22 protein-coding genes are annotated in these 17,803 nt (G+C 49.4%); all 22 read right to left on the reverse strand.

Annotated features, from left to right (window positions below):
* Positions 1 to 1,065 carry a hypothetical protein gene (locus B9A14_RS12595; RefSeq protein WP_084666077.1) on the reverse strand — a complete coding sequence of 355 codons (1,065 nt, stop codon included), beginning with the start codon at positions 1,063 to 1,065 and terminating at the stop codon, positions 1 to 3.
* Positions 1,062 to 2,243, reverse strand: a complete 1,182-nt coding sequence (locus B9A14_RS12600; protein WP_084666079.1) for a hypothetical protein — start codon at positions 2,241 to 2,243, stop codon at positions 1,062 to 1,064. Before B9A14_RS12600 ends, B9A14_RS12595 begins: the two co-directional genes overlap by 4 nt.
* Positions 2,244 to 2,260: 17 nt before the next feature.
* The gene (locus tag B9A14_RS12605) at positions 2,261 to 2,515 is read right to left on the reverse strand and encodes a TusE/DsrC/DsvC family sulfur relay protein (protein ID WP_157109957.1); all 255 of its coding nucleotides are present in this window, start codon (positions 2,513 to 2,515) and stop codon (positions 2,261 to 2,263) included.
* Between the two features lie 87 nt (positions 2,516 to 2,602).
* Entirely contained in the window at positions 2,603 to 2,920 is a 318-nt protein-coding gene (locus tag B9A14_RS12610; protein ID WP_084666083.1) for a TusE/DsrC/DsvC family sulfur relay protein, read from the reverse strand.
* Between the two features lie 98 nt (positions 2,921 to 3,018).
* On the reverse strand, positions 3,019 to 4,395 hold the full coding sequence (locus tag B9A14_RS12615) for a (Fe-S)-binding protein (RefSeq protein ID WP_084666085.1): 1,377 nt from the start codon (positions 4,393 to 4,395) through the stop codon (positions 3,019 to 3,021).
* The gene (locus tag B9A14_RS12620; protein WP_084666087.1) at positions 4,392 to 5,063 is read right to left on the reverse strand and encodes a respiratory nitrate reductase subunit gamma; all 672 of its coding nucleotides are present in this window, start codon (positions 5,061 to 5,063) and stop codon (positions 4,392 to 4,394) included. The genes B9A14_RS12615 and B9A14_RS12620 overlap by 4 nt, the downstream gene beginning before the upstream one ends.
* Positions 5,064 to 5,181: 118 nt before the next feature.
* Entirely contained in the window at positions 5,182 to 6,240 is a 1,059-nt protein-coding gene (dsrB, locus tag B9A14_RS12625; RefSeq protein ID WP_084666089.1) for a dissimilatory-type sulfite reductase subunit beta, read from the reverse strand.
* Complete coding sequence (gene dsrA, locus B9A14_RS12630; RefSeq protein ID WP_084666091.1) at positions 6,233 to 7,426, reverse strand: dissimilatory-type sulfite reductase subunit alpha; 1,194 nt, start codon at positions 7,424 to 7,426, stop codon at positions 6,233 to 6,235. Before dsrA ends, dsrB begins: the two co-directional genes overlap by 8 nt.
* Positions 7,427 to 7,551: 125 nt before the next feature.
* On the reverse strand, positions 7,552 to 7,740 hold the full coding sequence (locus B9A14_RS12635) for a 4Fe-4S binding protein (RefSeq protein WP_084666093.1): 189 nt from the start codon (positions 7,738 to 7,740) through the stop codon (positions 7,552 to 7,554).
* A 239-nt stretch (positions 7,741 to 7,979) separates the two neighbouring features.
* Positions 7,980 to 8,120, reverse strand: a complete 141-nt coding sequence (locus B9A14_RS17485; protein ID WP_172839155.1) for a hypothetical protein — start codon at positions 8,118 to 8,120, stop codon at positions 7,980 to 7,982.
* A gap of 15 nt (positions 8,121 to 8,135) precedes the next feature.
* Positions 8,136 to 9,599 (reverse strand): YeiH family protein, encoded by a 1,464-nt coding sequence (locus B9A14_RS12640; RefSeq protein WP_084666095.1) that lies wholly within the window; start codon positions 9,597 to 9,599, stop codon positions 8,136 to 8,138.
* A gap of 486 nt (positions 9,600 to 10,085) precedes the next feature.
* The gene (gene mltG, locus B9A14_RS12645; protein WP_084666097.1) at positions 10,086 to 11,150 is read right to left on the reverse strand and encodes an endolytic transglycosylase MltG; all 1,065 of its coding nucleotides are present in this window, start codon (positions 11,148 to 11,150) and stop codon (positions 10,086 to 10,088) included.
* A gap of 87 nt (positions 11,151 to 11,237) precedes the next feature.
* A complete protein-coding gene (locus B9A14_RS12650; protein ID WP_084666099.1) occupies positions 11,238 to 12,698 on the reverse strand; it encodes a VanW family protein in 1,461 nt (486 codons plus the stop codon).
* A 338-nt stretch (positions 12,699 to 13,036) separates the two neighbouring features.
* Positions 13,037 to 13,459, reverse strand: coding sequence for an EamA family transporter (locus B9A14_RS12655; RefSeq protein ID WP_084666101.1), 423 nt, complete (start codon positions 13,457 to 13,459; stop codon positions 13,037 to 13,039).
* Positions 13,460 to 13,613: 154 nt separating this feature from the next.
* The gene (locus B9A14_RS12660; RefSeq protein WP_084666103.1) at positions 13,614 to 14,009 is read right to left on the reverse strand and encodes a M67 family metallopeptidase; all 396 of its coding nucleotides are present in this window, start codon (positions 14,007 to 14,009) and stop codon (positions 13,614 to 13,616) included.
* A gap of 21 nt (positions 14,010 to 14,030) precedes the next feature.
* Positions 14,031 to 14,270: a sulfurtransferase TusA family protein gene (locus B9A14_RS12665; RefSeq protein ID WP_084666105.1), complete on the reverse strand. Its 240-nt coding sequence runs from the start codon at positions 14,268 to 14,270 to the stop codon at positions 14,031 to 14,033.
* A gap of 34 nt (positions 14,271 to 14,304) precedes the next feature.
* A complete protein-coding gene (locus B9A14_RS12670) occupies positions 14,305 to 15,252 on the reverse strand; it encodes a 4Fe-4S binding protein (protein WP_084666107.1) in 948 nt (315 codons plus the stop codon).
* Positions 15,253 to 15,499: 247 nt separating this feature from the next.
* On the reverse strand, positions 15,500 to 15,784 hold the full coding sequence (locus B9A14_RS12675) for a DUF1292 domain-containing protein (protein ID WP_084666109.1): 285 nt from the start codon (positions 15,782 to 15,784) through the stop codon (positions 15,500 to 15,502).
* A 32-nt stretch (positions 15,785 to 15,816) separates the two neighbouring features.
* Positions 15,817 to 16,242: a Holliday junction resolvase RuvX gene (gene ruvX, locus B9A14_RS12680; protein WP_084666111.1), complete on the reverse strand. Its 426-nt coding sequence runs from the start codon at positions 16,240 to 16,242 to the stop codon at positions 15,817 to 15,819.
* A 4-nt stretch (positions 16,243 to 16,246) separates the two neighbouring features.
* A complete protein-coding gene (locus B9A14_RS12685) occupies positions 16,247 to 17,194 on the reverse strand; it encodes an aldo/keto reductase (protein ID WP_084666113.1) in 948 nt (315 codons plus the stop codon).
* Positions 17,195 to 17,245: 51 nt separating this feature from the next.
* The gene (locus tag B9A14_RS12690; RefSeq protein WP_084666115.1) at positions 17,246 to 17,548 is read right to left on the reverse strand and encodes a hypothetical protein; all 303 of its coding nucleotides are present in this window, start codon (positions 17,546 to 17,548) and stop codon (positions 17,246 to 17,248) included.
* 4 nt (positions 17,549 to 17,552) lie between these two features.
* The gene (locus B9A14_RS12695; RefSeq protein ID WP_084666117.1) at positions 17,553 to 17,801 is read right to left on the reverse strand and encodes an IreB family regulatory phosphoprotein; all 249 of its coding nucleotides are present in this window, start codon (positions 17,799 to 17,801) and stop codon (positions 17,553 to 17,555) included.
* Between the last annotated feature and the right edge of the window lie 2 nt (positions 17,802 to 17,803).

Raw genomic sequence — 17,803 nt, forward strand, 5'->3', positions numbered from 1 at the left:
TTAAAATTTGAAGCGCAGGTTCTGTTTAAAATAGACACCGTTAATAGAATACTCTCCTTCCTCCAGGGCACTACCTCCTACTGCCTTAAGAAAACGGCCCCATCCTAATCGTTCGACAAAGGCCCCTAACCTTTCTCCCGGGCGTGCCCCCTTTATCCAGACTTCCAAAATACGGGTTATTTTCTCCTTGATTTCCGTGTAATCAAGGGATTTAATAGGCAAGAAAGGGAAGACCATACCAGCTAAAGAAGGTGTGGAACCCCCCCGGCCCCCGACCAAGATAGCTGCTCCCCGTTCTCCCTTTAGCTTTATCCCGGTGAGCACTGCCTGCATACATGAGCTGCAGCGCACACAGCGTTCCAGGTTTATAGTTACTGAAGTTCCTCTAGAAGTAGCTTTAGGCCGGATAGCTTTAGTGGGGCACCAGGAGACAAGTAACCCTATATCTTCATTAGCTCCTGCCAAAGCCTCATCATCTACCTCAGGAAAGCCCTGATATACCCCGATAATACCGATATCAGCTTCCACTCCTCCCCCACATCCATTGGGGCAACCGCTTATAGAGATCTTGAGCCAAGCTGGGAGACTAAAATCTTGAAAATACTGCCAAAGATGATCTCCTAAAACTTTAGCCAAACTAGGGGCATCCAGAGCTGCATTTTGGCAGTGGACAAAGGAGGTACAACATTTTATCTGGTGAGCCGTTCTTCCTGTCCCACCCACCAGGAATCCAGACTGGTAGATTTCCTTTAGAAGCATGTCCAGTTTAACAGGATCTACTCCTACCAGCTCAAAGGATTGGCGAGAAGTTCGCCGGCCAACCAAGGCGTATTTACGGATCCAACTGGCCAACAAGCGTAAAGAAGAAGCGCTCAAAAGCCCATTAGGTGGCAAAAGTACCCTTACACTTAAAAGGATGCTCCCATCCCGCCCTACATGTTTAATAACACCAGGTCGAACTATCTTGTGCCAAACCCAGTTGCCCGCCATTTCCTGGAGACAAGAAGGTAATTCGCGGCGAAAATCAGGCATAATCCCCGCTGGCATTTCTCCCCATTCAGTCATAGGTTGGGGCCCTCCTTTATCCCTTCCAGGACATGTCCGGAAGGGCGGAAAACATTGCGCTTTGGTAATTCTACTACCTGAGGTTCCACCTTAAGCCCTAGCTCCCGCAAGATCCGGCTAGGGCCTAAGCGGGCTACAAAATCACCTACCCTTTCCTTACGTTTGGCCTGGTCTGCCCAAAGCTCTAGGAAAGCGCCAAAGAGATCACCTAAGGCAGGATAATCTTCCGGACCCCTGATAGGGAGGAAGGGCACCAGTACATAACCCACCATAGGACCCTGAGGGCCTCGGTGGCCATATTTACCCCCTACTACCCAGGCCACCCCGCGCTCTCTACCAGGTCGAATGGCTGGACACAAGTTTATGCAGGTCATGCAACGGGTGCAGGCCTCACCATCTATTTTCAGGTGTAAGGAATCGCCTTCTACCTGGAGGGCCCCCTCCGGGCAGGCGGCCATAAGAGCCTGCCAGTCTCCTCCCTCTTTTACCCATTCAGTCAGTAAGGATTCATCTATAACGGGTAGATCCCGGTAAACGCCGATAAAGGAATGATCCTTCTGCATCATGGCCCGGATGCAATCGTTAGGACATCCAGCCACCCCGCTCTTGCACTTCTGGGGAAAGCCTGGATACTGCTGATCCTCTATGAAACGCTGCCCTAGGTAGGTAGCTATTGCCGGGGCATCCACCAGGGCCATATCGCACCGTACAGGCCCACAACAAGCTGTAATACAGCGCAGGTCATCCCCTGTAGAGCCAACATCGTAACCTAAAGCATTAAGCTCGCGAACCAAAGGCACTATATTCTCCTGCGTAGTGTAAATTTCCAGAGTCCCACCAGCCGTAAAATGTACTAAGCCCTGACCATAGCGCTCGGCCAATTCAGCCAAAGCTTCAAGAGTTTCTGCGCTCATCCACCCACCTGCTGGCCCAAGAATTCGTATAAAAGGAGACTCCTTCAAAATCTCGGGATGGCGGCTAACCCTTAAAGAGGCCCCGGCCGGAAGCTCCGGGATAGAAAGGTAACCTCCTGGCCCAAAGGCGGAAACGCCTTCCTTAAGGCCGGTTTCATATATTTCCAGGGGGTACCGGCTAGAGGACAGTTCTTTTACATGACTGGGATACTGACCTTTTAGTAACTGGGAGCAAAAAAACAATTCTTTCTCCCTTTGCTCCATTTTAACACTCCTTCGGGTTAACACTCCTTCGGCATAGGTAACCCTGTTATCTTACTTATCTCTCCAATGGGGTTGCCCGGGAATAGCTTATAAATTTTCTTTTTCTCCCACCCGCTAAGCTTCATAAGGGTACGCAGGGTACAAATGGTCTTATGCTTCTGGTAATAAGCGTAACTTAGCTCTAGAAGATACCAATGTTCCTCCCCCAGGTGGATACCCCGCTCCCTGGCCCGAGCAGCGATGGTTTCCCTTTCGGTTGGAGAAAGCCCCATAACCATCCCCCCTGGGTTTAATTTTAACATAAGAACAAATAATTGAGGCTAGCTGAATAAAGCCAGCTAGCCTCCCTGCTTTTAATTTTATACACACCCTGTTGGCTTAGGTAAACCGGCGATCTTGCACGCCCCCTTGGCCGGGCCACTAGGGAAAAGATCATAAATCTGTTTAAGGCTAAAGCCCGTCTCCTTACACAGCTTGCGAATCATGGGAGCAATACCAAACTGCTGGTAATACTGACGGAGGTAATTAATGACCTTCCAATGGTCCTCCGTAAGCTCTGTTACTCCCTCTGTCTCCGCCAGGGCTTTAGCTACCTCCTCGTTCCACTTCTCTGGGTCCTGGATGAACCCATCTTCATCCACTTCAATTTCAATCCCGGCCAGAACCATTTTCGGCATAGGCCTTACCTCCTTCCGAAATTCCTATTTTCTTCCTTAAAACTTCATCGGGGCATAAGGACAACCTTCTACCCCGTATTTCATTAACTCACCACGACTCATCGTACAAGGGCGTTGGCGACTAACTCGCTTATTCCCGCGAAACGAACGGGAAGCTTATAGTAATTAATAAGGTCGCGGAATTGGCCCTTGCAGTTGGAACAGGCTAAAGCTACAATACTAGCCCCTGTAGCCTTAAGCTGTTCAGCTTTAATTTTACCATAAGTCTCCATACGGAATTTAAGAAAATTCCCCTTGGTCATTATGGCGAACCCGCTTCCACCCCCACAGCAGTAGCTCATCTCCCGGTTAGGCTCCATCTCTCGGAAATCTTTACAGCAGGCTTTGAGGATCCGGCGCGGCTCTTCGTAAAGCCCACCTAATCTTCCTACTTTACAGGAATCATGGTAAGTCACCGGTTCAGGATTCTTCTCTGGGTCCACCTTTATCCTACCTTCCCGAATCCACTCGTCTATAAGTTCCAAAATGCTTTTTACCTCAAAAGGCCTCTCAGAGGGAGGGATCAGTCTTAGTATGAGGAATTTAAAAGCCTCAAAGGCGTGGCCGCATTCACCCACCACCAGGGTTTTTACCCCTAGATCGAGGATAGTCTTAATTTGCGCCTTCAGTACCTTGGCGAACTCTTCATCGCTAAAAAATACCCCATAATTTACCACATCATTAATACCTGTATCCGGGGAATTCAGAGTCCAATCCACCCCTGCAGCATGGAAGATCTCCGCCGCCCCCATGACTGTTTCGGCGAAGGCCAGGTAATCCCCGGCATTATGCATAACCAGGTACTCGGCGCCCTTTTTATCTACAGGTATCTTTATTTTATATCCCCGCTGGTCCTCAATCTCCTCCTCTAGAAACTCGATTATATCCAGGAAAGCGGCTGTAGGAGTCCCTGTAGCGTTGCCCATCTCTAGCTGTTTGCGGGTACCTTTTTCTTTCAACTCATCTGGTGCAATCCCTATAGCATCAAAAATTTTCCTGGCCTCCCGTACAATAAGGCCGTTATCGATAGCTAAAGGGCAAGCATAAGCGCAACGGCGGCAGACTGTACAGCGGTATATGCTCTCCGCCAAAGCATCCAACTTATCTTCCGTCAGTTCCTCCGCCCCCACCAAGCCAGGGAAAAGTCTGCCCACCCAGGTGAAATAGCGGCGGTACACTCTACGAATTAAATCAGAACGCACAGCAGGGTGATATATTTCTTGGCGGCCGCTCGCTATATATACTGGGCATACCTCGGCGCAAGTACCGCATTTCATACATACCTCTAACGAAAGTATATATGGCAGCCAGAAAGTCCAATTATCGCGCCGATCTAGGGACTTTTTCATCGCGGCCAGGAACTGGGGGACGCGGACTTCCTGTGCCCTTAAAATCTCATCGGAGAGGGCACGGAAATCATCTAGAACCTTTCTCAATCCGCCTCACCCCACTTTACCCGGTGGTAACTAAAATACTTGGCAGCGAAATGAAACATACGACCAAATGGTAAATACACCAAAAACAATTCTCCCAATAAGATCTCCCAGAGAAGGGAGGTCTTAGCAGGAAGCTCTGGAGAAAACGTTAAGACACCTAGTAAATATTCCCTGACCTCCGCGGTATGGGCGAAAAAGCCAGTAATAAGGCCCACCAATGAAAGAAGAAAAATAAGAAGTAAATTAAGGTATTCCACGGGAGAAGACAACCGTTTTAGCTCCCTCTCCATCCTCTTAAGCCCTAACCATAAAGAACCCGCTCCTGCCAAAAGGCCTCCCAGAGTTCCCAGAAAGCTTGTAAAAGCGTCCGGGAATAGGCCGATAAGGAGCAGTAAAAACCACAAAAGGATAAAATATATCCCCCAGTGCATCAAAAGGGATGGAAACCATAGCTTGCGGTTGTAGGTATACAGGCTGCGCAATGTAAGGACTTCGCTAACCATCTCCTGCAGCCGACCTGCCGTAGTGCGGGGATAAGGAAAAAGCTCCCAATGGAGATGCTTTGGTGCCCGTGACCAAAACAAGATTTTATAAAGGGATCCCGCCAGGCAAACCCCAACGGCTGCGTACGGTAATACTATTCCTATTAGATAACCTAACCCTTCCATCCCTCCGCCTCCCTTACCCAGCTAGCCCCCAAAGGGAAGGTTTAGACCCAAAGTTACCCCTGGCTGAGGCGACTTTAAGCCAGCCCGTCCCGGCTTAGTTTACCGGGACGGGCTTACCTTACCACCGGAACTGGGTAGTAGTTCTAAAGGTAGGTACGCTGAAGATAAAATCATCAATATGCTTATCGGTGAAGGGAATATCCGCTAATTTAAAGAAAGTTTCCCAGCCTATCCTCTCGATCCACTCACCCATCCTCTCGCCTTTACGGGCATGGGTGGCCCAAACCTCCACTAGTTTCTTAACTGCCTGTACCACTTCCGGCCAGCGCGGCGGATTATTGGGAAGGTAGGGGATGGCTAGGCGAGAGAACATAGGTGCCGTCCTGGCGTTGGAAACCTTACCACCCACCCAGATGGAAACACCATCATTCTCGGGATCCATAATCTGCATAGCCGGAGACATGGTGAAGCAGTTTCCGCAGTACATACACCTTTCTTCATTGACTTCTACACTCTTGAGTTTCGGATTGGGCCGGATAGCACCTGTGGGGCAACTAGCCACCACAGTAGGTATTTCGCTCACCTTAGCCAAGAGCTCGTGATCAACTCGCGGGGGAGTCCGGTGGACACCTAAGATAGCGATATCCGAGCAATGGACGGCCCCGCACATGTTAAGACAACAGGCCAGGGAAATACGCAATTTAGCAGGAAGCTTTTCCTCCACAAAATACTCGTACAGCTCATCCATTACTGCCTTGACGATCCCCGAGGCATCGGTGGCCGGGGTATGACAATGGATCCAACCTTGAGTATGCACCATGTTGCTGAGGCAATTGCCGGTTCCCCCTACTGGCCATCCTTTAGCCCTCACTTCTTGGATGAGCGGCTCAATATTTTCTTTATTCGTGACCAGAAACTCGATGTTGTGCCGGCTGGTAAACCGGACATACCCATCGCAATATTTGTCGGCCAGGTCGCATACTTCGCGGATAAAATCGGTGCTCACCAGCCGCGGGGAACCTACTCGTATACTATATATTTCCTCCCCGCTTTCTGCCACATGTTTGAGTACCCCCGGCCGGAGTATTTCATGGTACTTCCAACGTCCATAATTTCTTTTAATTACAGGGGGAAGCATTTCCATATAATGGGGAGGGCCAAAATCGGTCCTAGGCATTCCTTTTCACCTCCTCAGGCCACCAGAACACGTAAGGGTTGGCCCGCGGACGAAATACCATCTGCGGTGCCGGTGGTAGGCCTACTGCCTTAAGGAAGGTCCGCATCCCGACGCGGTAAATCAGCTCACCTATTCTTTCTCGGTTTTTACCGTTTTCGTCCCACCAGTCAAAGATTTTCCTAAGGAGATCCTTAAGTTCTGTATAAGGCGGCTTAAGCTCCATGAAGGGTACAATAACCCACCCTAAGAAAGCCGACTTAAGGATAGTAGCTTTTCCGCCTACTAGCAGGGTAGCACCCCTTTGCGCGCCCGGTCGCAGGGCCTTAGGCATCTTATTGATGCAGTGCATACAGCGGACACAGTCTTCTACCTTAAGCTTGAGTTCTTTGCGCTCGCTGTCCCAGGCCAGGGCCCGTGTGGGACACTTATCCACCACTTCTTCCTGGATGTCTAACCCACCCTGGGCATATTCCGCTATAGCGGCCTGATCTATCTGGATCGAGCCCTTCCAGGTACCTACAATGGCAAAATCTGCCCTGGCTATGGAAGCCACGCAGTCATTGGGACAACCCGCCACTTTTATCTTAAATTTATAAGGCCATTGCGGGCGGTGGAGGAAATCCTGGAATTCTAGCGTTAAGCTATGGCATACATCCAAAGTATCTATGCAGGAGAACTCGCACCGGGCCGGTCCTACACAGGCGCTGGGAGTACGGAGCCCGCCACCAGAGCCACCTAGATCGAAGCCAGCATCGCTCAAATCATCAAAACAGGGTTGGAGATTCTCTGTGGTAGTACCTAGCAGGATAATATCTCCTGTGGAGCCATGGAAATTAGTCAAGCCACTACCATATTTATCCCAGATGTCACATAGCTCCCGCAGAGCCTTAGTGGTATAAAACCACCCGCTAGGTTGGTTAACACGCATGGTATGGAATTCCTTTACGTGGGGGAACTCCTCAGGTTTATCGGAATAACGGCCGATAACCCCGCCGCCGTAGCCCCTAACCCCCACGATCCCGCCATGTTTCCAGTGACCAACTTTCTCAGCATAAGATAAATCTAGCTGGCGTAAAAGATCCCCTGCCGCCGGATGCTTCTCCGCTGCCCGCTTTATTTCCTTCACAAAGCTAGGCCACGGGCCCTTTTCCAGCTCATCCACACGCGGGGTTTGAGAATCAGCCACTTAAATTTCACCTCCACCCAAAATCTTAAAGGTAAAATAATAAAAATTTATAGTTCAGAACGGAACCCTATTTGCTCCATTTACTTTCCCCGTCTTCACCCCCTTAAGGTTTCAATTTATCCCTTTTAATATTCCTGTACTGTGACAGCCCCTGTGGAACAAACGGAAGTACAACTTTCGCAACCTAAGCACTCAGCTGGATCTCCGGTGACCTCAGCCTTTCCCTCTACCATAGATAGGATCTGAGCTGGACAAGCAGCCGCACACTCTCCACATCCGCTACATTTCTCTTGGTCTACATTAACTAGATACATAAAGGTTCCACCTCTTCCAGGTTATTTCGTTTTCGTTATAGCAAGTACGTTTTTCTTTTTAACTAAAAGTTCCCCGCTATAACAACGTAGATATATTTCGACGCCGGACTTAAAAATCCTGCTATGGATAAAAGAAATTACGGTATAATTAAAACGCCTCCGTAAAAAATTTTAAGGCCCCGGGGATCGCCCGAGGCCTTAAACCCCAAAGCTTGAAGACTTCTTAAAAGCGTTTCACTTTAGATCATAGTATGGCTGATCCAGACCAGCAATACAAGTAATATTAACCCCAACCCTAAGCTATAACTTATAAGCTTTTTCTCCACCGGAAGAAGGTCAAACCACTGTTCTTGTTCAGGCAAGGGTTTCTCCTGTGTCATAAACCTACCTCCCTATCATGCCACCTTTGGCGGGGTTATCCCATGGAAGAATAGCCAGGAAATAATAAGACCTATCCAGATAATAAAGCCAAACAAGCATATAAGATACACCAGAGCCAGCCGGCCCATACCTTCTTCTTTAAGTTTCTTAAAGTTGGACATTAAACCGATGGTAAAGAAGGTAAGGGCAAAGAAAATTCCCCGGAAGGTATCCGCTTGTCCCACTCCAGCATTGAGTAGCTTCAGGGTATCTTTACTTGCGCCAGAGCCGATGAGCAACACCAGGATGAAAAGGGCTGCATAACCAAGTACAAATTTGGGGAAACGCACCCAAATCTCCGAGGCAGAAACCTTTTCGCCTTCACGCCTCTCAATCTTCCAGGCCCAGATGATGGCTAGAAGGAAAGCCCAGATGGCGATAAAGATATCGATGAATACCTTTACAGTAGTGGTAGCCATGAGCATCCAGCCCTCTTGCCACTTGGTCCCTAGGACTGTGGCTGCTTTAGCCCGGATCAAAGCGTCTACCATAGCTCCACTAGCAGCCGCCGCACCATCAGTCTTAACCGCCAGACCCATCCAGGCACCCGCCACCATGGGTTCTTTATAAAGCCAAGCCTGGGCCACGAAGGGAAGTATCAACAGCTCTACCACTGCGAAGATAATGACCAGCGAGGATACAATAACAGGCACCACCGGCCGGGCTTTGATGGCCGCCCCGGTAGCGATGGCCGCAGAAACACCGCAGATGGAAATACCAGAGGCGAGGGGTGCGGCCCATTCCGGAGTGAACTTGAAATATTTGCGGGCGATGAAGTACACAAGGGGCCAGTAAATGAGATAAGCTTCGATAATGGCGCATAAACCGCGGAATACTACCTGCGCCGCTAGGCTCGTAGACTGGAGAGCATACAGGCCAACCCTAGCCCCCAAGATAACAATGGCTGTCTTCACAAACCATTCGGGCTTGGTGGCCTCTTGGAGGTACCGTGCAAAGCTAGGCCAGAAATTGCCTATTAGCAACCCTACGATAAGGGCTACAATAAATCCAGACTCCCCAGTTAACCTTAAGGACCAAGGAATTTTCAACTTAGCTACCTGATCAGGGGTAGCAGCAATATAAGCATTGTTACCGATCATCCAACAAGCATAAGTAATCCAAAAGATAATAGTAAATCCCGTGATGAAACGGCCGACCTTGCCGCCCATGGCGGCCACACCTATGCTCAATATCACCGTAATAAATACATAGGTCAAGATGAGGGATACGAACCCTGGTAACCCTTTATAAACATCAGAAACCGGCGACAAAGCTTTAGATATATCGACCCACATATTAGTTTTTACTACCCAGCCGATGACATCTAAGCCCGCCACTTTAAGTAAGCCCAGAAGAAAGATAAAACCACCTATCCATACTGCCCACCAGTCCTCGGTTTTAAGTAAGGGTGACCTGGCTCCCTTTACTTCCTGAGACATACTCCCCCTCCTTCGTAATTTCTGTTGATTCCCTCAATACTCTTACCTCTTGACACACAAGCCGCCCTCCCAGAGCTTACCTTCTCCCATCCCCCTTTCCGCGTACCCCGGCTAAACTAACTTACTAAACCTTTAAGAAGCCTTTCCCTCACCTCCTTTAAAACTAGAACCCCGCTTAAACAAAAAACCCAGGGAGCTACCCGAAGTTACCTGGCCTTAAGCCTCGCGGGCTCTGCTCCACCGGGTTCCATTCGGTATAATTCTATTTTGTTTTGATTTAGCTAATGAAAGAGAATACAGGCGTATAAGTGATAATATAAAAGCCCATTAATCTTCTTGTGTCTACAATCACAATACCCTTTTTATATTTCGACATATGTGAGGAAATTCCTGCTATCATTAAAAAACCATTAAGAAAAATTGTGGACCCCATAAAAATAATTAATGATGTAGAAAGTAAATTAGAACCGAGACGGAAGTATAAAGTTATTTTCCCTCCACAGAATGGGCCTGGTACCGGCGGATAGCTGCGTTATGTTCTTCCAGGGTACGGCTAAACTCGTGGGATCCGTCAGGGCGGGCTACAAAATAAAGATACTCAGTAGGAGCCGGATTAAGGGCTGCCAGCAAGGAAGCCTTACCTGGAGAAGCAATAGGTCCTGGGGGTAAGCCAAACACCCGGTAGGTATTGTAAGGTGAATCAATTTCTAAATCTTGATAGCTCAATACTGGCTTGGGTTCTTCCAGCAAATACTCAACTGTAGCACAAGATTCTAGCTTCATCCCTTTCCGGAGTCGATTTAAAAAAACACCAGCAATGAGGGGGCGTTCCTCGTCTAGCTTGGCCTCCTTCTCCACTAAAGAAGCCAAGGTCACCACCTGGAGAGTATTAAGTTCTAACCCTGGAGCCCGATAACGGATAACTTCGCTATATACTTCCTGAAAACGGTCTAACATCTTACGTATTATAGTTTCGGGCTTAGCCCCTACAGCTACACGGTAAGTGTCGGGAAAAAGAAAGCCCTCTAAATAATGGGGACTAGGGGTTATACCAGCCAAGAACTCGTAATCATAAGGCTGGGCTACTGCCCGCCAGAATTCCGCCTGGCTCATTAAACCTTTAGCCTCCAGGAGCCGGGCGATCTGCTTCAAGTTATACCCTTCCGGGATAGTAAACTCCTCTTCCCAAATCCTCCCTGCCACTAGTTGCTCCAGAAGCGCCTTCAAATTGGTACCAGGTTGTAACCGGTACACCCCAGGTTTTAACTGTTGATCTGCCCCGCGCCAAAAAGCGTACAACCGAAAGGCCAAGGCGCTTTTTACCACCCCGCGGGACTTAAGGATCTCGCCAACCTCTCGGGCTGTGGCCCCAGGAGGAATGGTAACCTTGACAGGGCCGGCTCCTTGGTTTACCAGGGTAGAAGAAATAGTGGCTTGCCACCAGCCGGAAAGAAGGAGGGCTAAAACTACAGCCAGGCTGAGCAGGCTTATCTCAGGCCGTAGAGTTTTAACCCCAGACGTCCCTTTCCCATATTCTGGCAACTGTTCCATGGGGGTCCCTCCTCTTCCCGACCCCATTATAACAGCAGTGTAAGAAGCTTGTCAGCCCCTTTGTTCTTTTTATCTTTTAGCTTAGCCCTAGTTTGGTCCGTGACCGGATTTATCCGGTTGCAAAGTGGTACCTTCAGAGAAGCTTCTGGGAACCTGCTGGAGGTAGGTGCTTAGTTTCTGTTCCAGCCGCCCGCTCCCCAGGCGAATCACCTTAGGTAAAGGAGGATAATAATCCTGAGATACGACTTCTTCCCATATCTCTCCCCTGTTAAGCCAGCGACGTTTAACGCGAACGTTAATACCGGGCTGACCCTTTTTCTCTACTATCATACGCCCCAAGGGAAGGTGGGCATCTTCTATAATCTTACAGGGGGGAGGGATCTCCTTAAGCACCTCGGTCGTTACTTCTATAGAAGGTGCTTGTTGAGGCCCATAAAAAGTAAAAGCTAGGTAATCCTCCCCAACCTCAGCCTTAAGCCAAAACCAATAGGGGGTATCGTTGCGAAGTTTAAGATCAATAAGCCCATAAGCCACGGTCGCGTCTAAACCCGGAGGGACATAGCTGACGCTTAGGCCATGAGGTTGCCGTTCTACCACTGTAAGCCCGGCGCGGAGAGCCGCATTATAAAGGGTGGTGGATACCTGGCAAACCCCGCCACCTACACCAGGAGCGAATTCCAAGGATTCGATAACCAGGGCTTCCACGTAACCCCGTTCTGGAGTCCGGGGGCCCACTATCTCGTTAAAGGATATTTCCGCGCCCGGGGCCATCCATATACCGTCTAGGGCTTGAGCAGCTAGCCGTATATTATGGGCCCGGTTCTCCTCAGCCGGGTTAAAAAGGGTCCGATAGCTAGCCACAGGTTTAGTTATTCCCCGCCGAACTATCTCCTCCGTAGTGACCGCCGACATTAGCTTCGTTACTGGTATCTTTATGGATTCCCCAGAAGACCAGGGGGTTGGTGTCTTCAGCATAGCCCATAGTTCTTCAATATCTACTATCCACCCCTCACGGGCTGGGACCACCTGGATTTTCCCTTTAGAATCCACCTTCAAACTAGCATCCTGCGGATTTTGGCGTAGGGCTCCTACCAAATGTTCAAGCTCTATAAGAGCTTTATCTTTATCGTATCTATATACCACCTCTACTTCATACCTTCTACCAGGCCAGAGGAAACCTAATCTTTGCCGCCAGGAACCATTCCGGCCTACAGCCCAGGCTCGGGCCAGGGTAGCCTCCACATCCAGGGTAACCCCCAAGGCGCCGTAGGTAGTAATGAGCACCCGGTCCCCCCATATCAATTTAACAGGCCGGGTGGCCTCCTCAAGGGCTTCCCTAATCAAGACCCGACGCCCCTCCTCTAGGGTGAGACCACCTAAATATAGGCTCCCAGCATTCACTCCCGGGTAAATCCGGCCTGTTAAACACCTTAAGCCTAAAAGGCCTAGGCTTAGAACACCTAGGCTTAAAATACCTAAAATGACCCTTAAAATCCCTCTAGTCCGAATGACTTGGATAACCTTTTTCAACCCCATCCCTGCCTTCACGGGGTCCTTTTCTCATAATTATTCCCCCGTTGACCGGCAGGATACCATCGGACGTTCCGGATTACTTACTTTTCCCCGCCTCCCAAAACCTCGCAGGGACCTAAGGCCCGGTGAACAGCACTGGCCAAAATGGTTGGTATAACCATTGAAACCACTTGCTGTTTACTTGCGGGTTTCTTGGGTCTTTAGGGTCACTGATTTAATCTACATTTAAAGGGCCAGGATCACTCCGCTTTCACTCCGCTTCATTTCCGCTTAACCCTGCTCTCGAAGGAGGACCTGGTCCGTGACCTTCAAGCAACCTGGTGCCCAAGTTGAATGGCTCATAGCGACTCACCCTAAAACCTTTGTACTAAGAACACACCGAGAACAATTAACCCTGCTCCGATCCCCCGCATTAGGGTAATTTTTTCGCCGAGCAGTAAAGCGGCCAGGAGCAGAGCCAGCACAGGGTATGAGGCTACTATCGGAGCTACCGAGGAAACCTTGCCTGCTTGCAGGGCCTTAAAATAAGCGAAATGCCCAATTACAGACGCGGCTAGCCCTTCCGCTATGAGCAACGCCCAGGTGCGTGCGTCAAAGGTTTTAAGATTTCCCAACCCGGCCGTGGCTGCCCCCCATAAGACAAGCACAACGAATACCCCCAGGGTACGCGCTAACAAGGCACTGAAAGGATCGCTCTTCACCAAACCTAGCTTAGCGAAGATGGGCCCCAATCCCCAGCATATCATGGCTAATAAAGCCCAGAACACCCAACTCATAGCTACCGCCCTCTTTTTACAATATTCGCCTTCAAGCCTCTCGCTTACTACTTCCCAGTCTTTAGTTACCCTTAGTTACCTACACCTTTAGATCCCAAAGACCTCATCTTTCATACCTACAAAGGACAACACGACGCCGCGCTAGCTCTAGACCTTATAGAATCTTCAAGGGCTCCTCTCTAACGTCACCATCTACAATCCAAAAAGCGCGTAGTACAGGTTGTAATGGATCTCGAAGGGAAAGGATAAAGTAGAGGGCTTCGGGGTAAAAAGCGAGACGTACATCAGTAGGAGATGGGTAGGCTTCGGTAACAGGGTGGGAATGAAATATTCCCCTTACTTCCCAACCCTTACTTTCCACTTCCCGGAATATGCGGAGAAGTTCTTGGGGTTCTATAGTATACCGGATGGGGCTATGTTCAGCATTTGTCGCCGGATAAAAGGCTAAAATCTCTTCCCCTGTGCCGGCCAGTATACCGCAGGCCTCATTAGGTAGGTTATTCTGGGCATGGGCGATCATTTCTTCTACTAATTTCCACCGCAGTTTCATGTTCTGTACCTCTCCTGGGTTTCACTCACCCACCTTTTCTATAAGCAGCCGGAAAGCCCCACCCAGGTTCTCCACCGCTAAAACGCGATGACCTTCATCCTTTACACTGCGAGGAATGTTGCGAACCGGATCTCCGGGATCCAGTAAAACTTCCAGCACCTGCCCGGCCTCCAAATCTTCTAAGGCCAGTTTAGTACGTACAAAATTCATAGGACAGGGGGTTCCCCGCAGGTCTAAAGAAACACTCGGTGTAGGAAGCATCTCTTCTCACCTGCCTAAAATAAAATTTCCAATTTTAATCTTCATAAGCAGGGAAGGTAGCTGCTACCCCGCGGTAAAAGACACTCTGCCACCTTGGTTGTCTTAAGTCAACTTGGGAAAGCAGATATTGTCCAATGACTGGTTTAAGGGCGCGGCGTAAAATATTGATCCCCACCCGGTCTATAGTATCGCCTACCCTCTCTCCAGGCTGACCATGCTCCCGGTACCAATGGATTACCGTTTCGATCACCAGGAATATTAATTCATCAGGAACGAGGGAGGCTATAGGATAGGCCACGTGGGGGTGTCGGCCGTGCTTTCCACCCACATACACAGCATGACCACACCTACCAACTGTAAGGGCATCCGTAGGGCAGCTATGGAGACAGTCGCCACAACCTAAGCAACGGCGAGGATCCCGCCAGGGCAGATTATCCTTTAGATAAAGGGCTCCCTCCTGGCACACCTCTACACATAACCCGCAGCCATTGCATTTGTCGGGGTTCAGGACCGGCTCTACTTCTCCTTGAAAACCTAGATCGTTTTCCCGGGACCGCATACAATCAGTTGGACAGCCAGAGAAGGAAATTTTAAACTTATGCGGGAGATCCCAGCCGAAGTAACGCTCGTTTACTTCTTGGGCCAGCCTTTGGGTATCCACCAGGCCATTAGGGTTATATTCGCATCCACCACAGGCAGTGGGTACCCGCACCCGTTTTCCACAAGAAGCTAACCTTTGTCCCACAGCCGCCAGTTCCCGAGTAACAGCTTCTACATCTTCTAGTTTCACATACAAAATCTCAGGCGACATGCGCACAGAAAAATGCACTACACCTTGGCCATATTTATCGGCCACATCAGCTATGGCCCGCAGCCTTTGGGAAGTAAGGCGTCCGCCAGGAGCCATACACCGGACGGTCACCATCTTCTTTTGCCGCTGGGGGATAAGCCCGCCGGCCTTGAGTTCTTCAGGAGATAGCATTGAACTTTCCCCCTAGAGCCCCCTAAATATAGGTTAGGGCGAATGGAGTATGTTTAAATTAAGTAATTTAATTGATTTACTTGGATTTATATTAGGATATTGGACGAGACTTGTCAAGGGCCATAATAAATGTGAATCTAAAACTATCGCACGCTTTATAGCTTTAAGATTTAATGCAAAGGGGCCTCCACAATAAAAGACCCGCTCTTTAAAAAGCAGCGGGTCTTATTTCTCCTTCTAGTTCTCTCTAATTATCTTCCAAAGTATCTTCCCAAATATCTTCCCCTTTTTGTAGCTTGCTCCAGGCTTCCGCTACCCTCTCCCATTCCTCCTCACTTTCGATCTCGCACAGCACTTCCTTACCTTCCTCATCCCAGCCAATCTTTAACACTAGCGCCTCGTCCTTCGTTTCCTCCACAGGAAGAAGAATCACGTACTGTTCCCCGTCTAACTCCAAAATGTCTACCACCAGAAACTCATGCTCCTGACCTTCCTCATCTTCCAACAAGATGGTGTTTTCTTGATCAGCCATGTCCTCACCTCAAATTTTTAGGGTTGGCCTTATCATACCCTATTCTGCCGCTGGCAGTCAAGATAACTCTGGAGAATCAATACTGCCGCTAGGCGGTCGAGGACGCTCTTCCTACGCCGGCGAGAAAGATCGGCCGTAATAAGGACCTTCTCGGCAGCCGAAGTGGTGAGGCGCTCATCCCAGGGAACCACCGGTAGTTTTAACCGTTCCTCTAGGGCCTGGATGAAATCCAACACTTTCCGGGCCTGGGGACCCAAAGTCCCGTTCATATTGCGCGGCAGGCCTACCACCACACGTTCCACGTGATACTCTTTGGCTAACCGTAGAAGTGCTTCAAGATCTTCTTCTAGCTTGCCTCGCCGCCTAATGGTGGTAAGGCCTTGGGCTGTCCACCCCAAGGGATCGCTCAAAGCCACACCTATGGTTTTCTCTCCTACATCTAGACCCATGATCCGCAAAGTTTTAAACCACCTTAAGACAGAAATCCCGGCAAGAGCTGGCACAGTACCCGCAAAGAATACATAGGTCCTCGTCCACCACAACCCTGCCTCCCTCTAATTTCAAAGCACTCTGGGGACACCGCTCAACGCAAGCGCCGCAACTCTGGCACCATTCTTCTATATGTAGTCTACGCTTTTTATTCTTTATTTCCTTAAGGATTTCCGGAGGCACCTCCTCTCCCAGGCACCAGGCTACGTTCGCCATAACCTCCTCAAGGCTTTGCATCCCCACGGCTACAGAATGGACAAAAGGTAAATTTAACACAAAGGCCAGGGCCTCCCGAGCTCTACCCACCAGATGACCCCCGCCTAAGGCTTTCATGGCATATATGCCCTTTCCAGCTAAAAAGGCCTCTTTTACAGCCGCCAGCATTTCCTCCCGGGTACCATCCAGTATCCCTAACCCTTCCATATTGATCAGAGGATGGAGAACATCGATCTCAGCGAACTTAAGGCTAGCTCGGGCAGCGGCTACCGCATGGGTAGAAATACCTACCGCTTTAACCAGACCTTTGGCCTTGGCTTCCAACAAAAAATCTAGGGCTTCTCGGTGCCCAGTCAAGGTCTGTTCTGATTCTTGTTCATGTAAAAGAAAGATATCTATAACTTCCCGATCCAGCGCCCGACGGGCTTCTTCTAAGCTTCTACTCATTCCCTCCCAGGTGTAAGCATAAGATTTGGTGGCTATAACTACAGGCTTAGACCATCCTTTTAAGGCCTCGCGGATATAAGGATAAGTCCCATAAATTTCAGCAGTATCCAGAAAATTAATCCCTAGCTCCAGCGCCCTTCGTATAACCCTGGCCCCTGCCTTGATCTCTAGCCGCGCCTGGAGTGGTCCTAAGGTTAAGGTACCAAAGCAGAGGCGCGAGACCTGGATCCCCGTCCTACCCAATTCGATATACTCCAAAGGGGACACCTTCTTATACCCAATAAAAAAGCCTGTACTTTTAGCCAGGCTTTAGGATCCGATAAGCTCAGCCAGTTTCTTTTCCCAATAGGCCAGCCGACCCTCGGCCTGGGAGAGTATTCTCTTATCTTCCTCAGTAAAGTACCCCTCCTCCGCTTTGGCCCTAGTCTCCTCTAAGTGGGCCCGGAGGATATTAAGCCCCCTCCGGTAAAGCTCCACGGCATAGCCTGCACGCTGGCGTTCGTGCCCCCAAGGGGAATTCCGCCAGTCACGGATGGCTGCCTTCAGGAGGTCGAAAAACTGTTCGCCCTCGGTATAAAGATTTACGGTTAACTCTAAATCTGAGAGGGCCATAAAGTTACTTATCCTCCTTTAGATAATTCTTAAGTAATTCCTCTAAAATCTCATCCCTTTCTACCCGGCGGATAAGGTTACGAGCCCCTCTATGGCTAGTAATATAAGCCGGGTCCCCAGAAAGAAGGTACCCCACAAGCTGATTGATGGGGTTATATCCTTTTTCTTCCAGAGCCGTCTTAACCTCCTGCAGCACTTCCCTTACCCTTATTTTTTCCTCTTTTTCCATTTCAAACATCATGGTTTCCTGCATAT

The sequence above is a fragment of the Thermanaeromonas toyohensis ToBE genome, assembly GCF_900176005.1.
In the GTDB taxonomy this organism is placed as follows: Bacteria; Bacillota; DSM-521; order Neomoorellales; family Neomoorellaceae; genus Thermanaeromonas; species Thermanaeromonas toyohensis.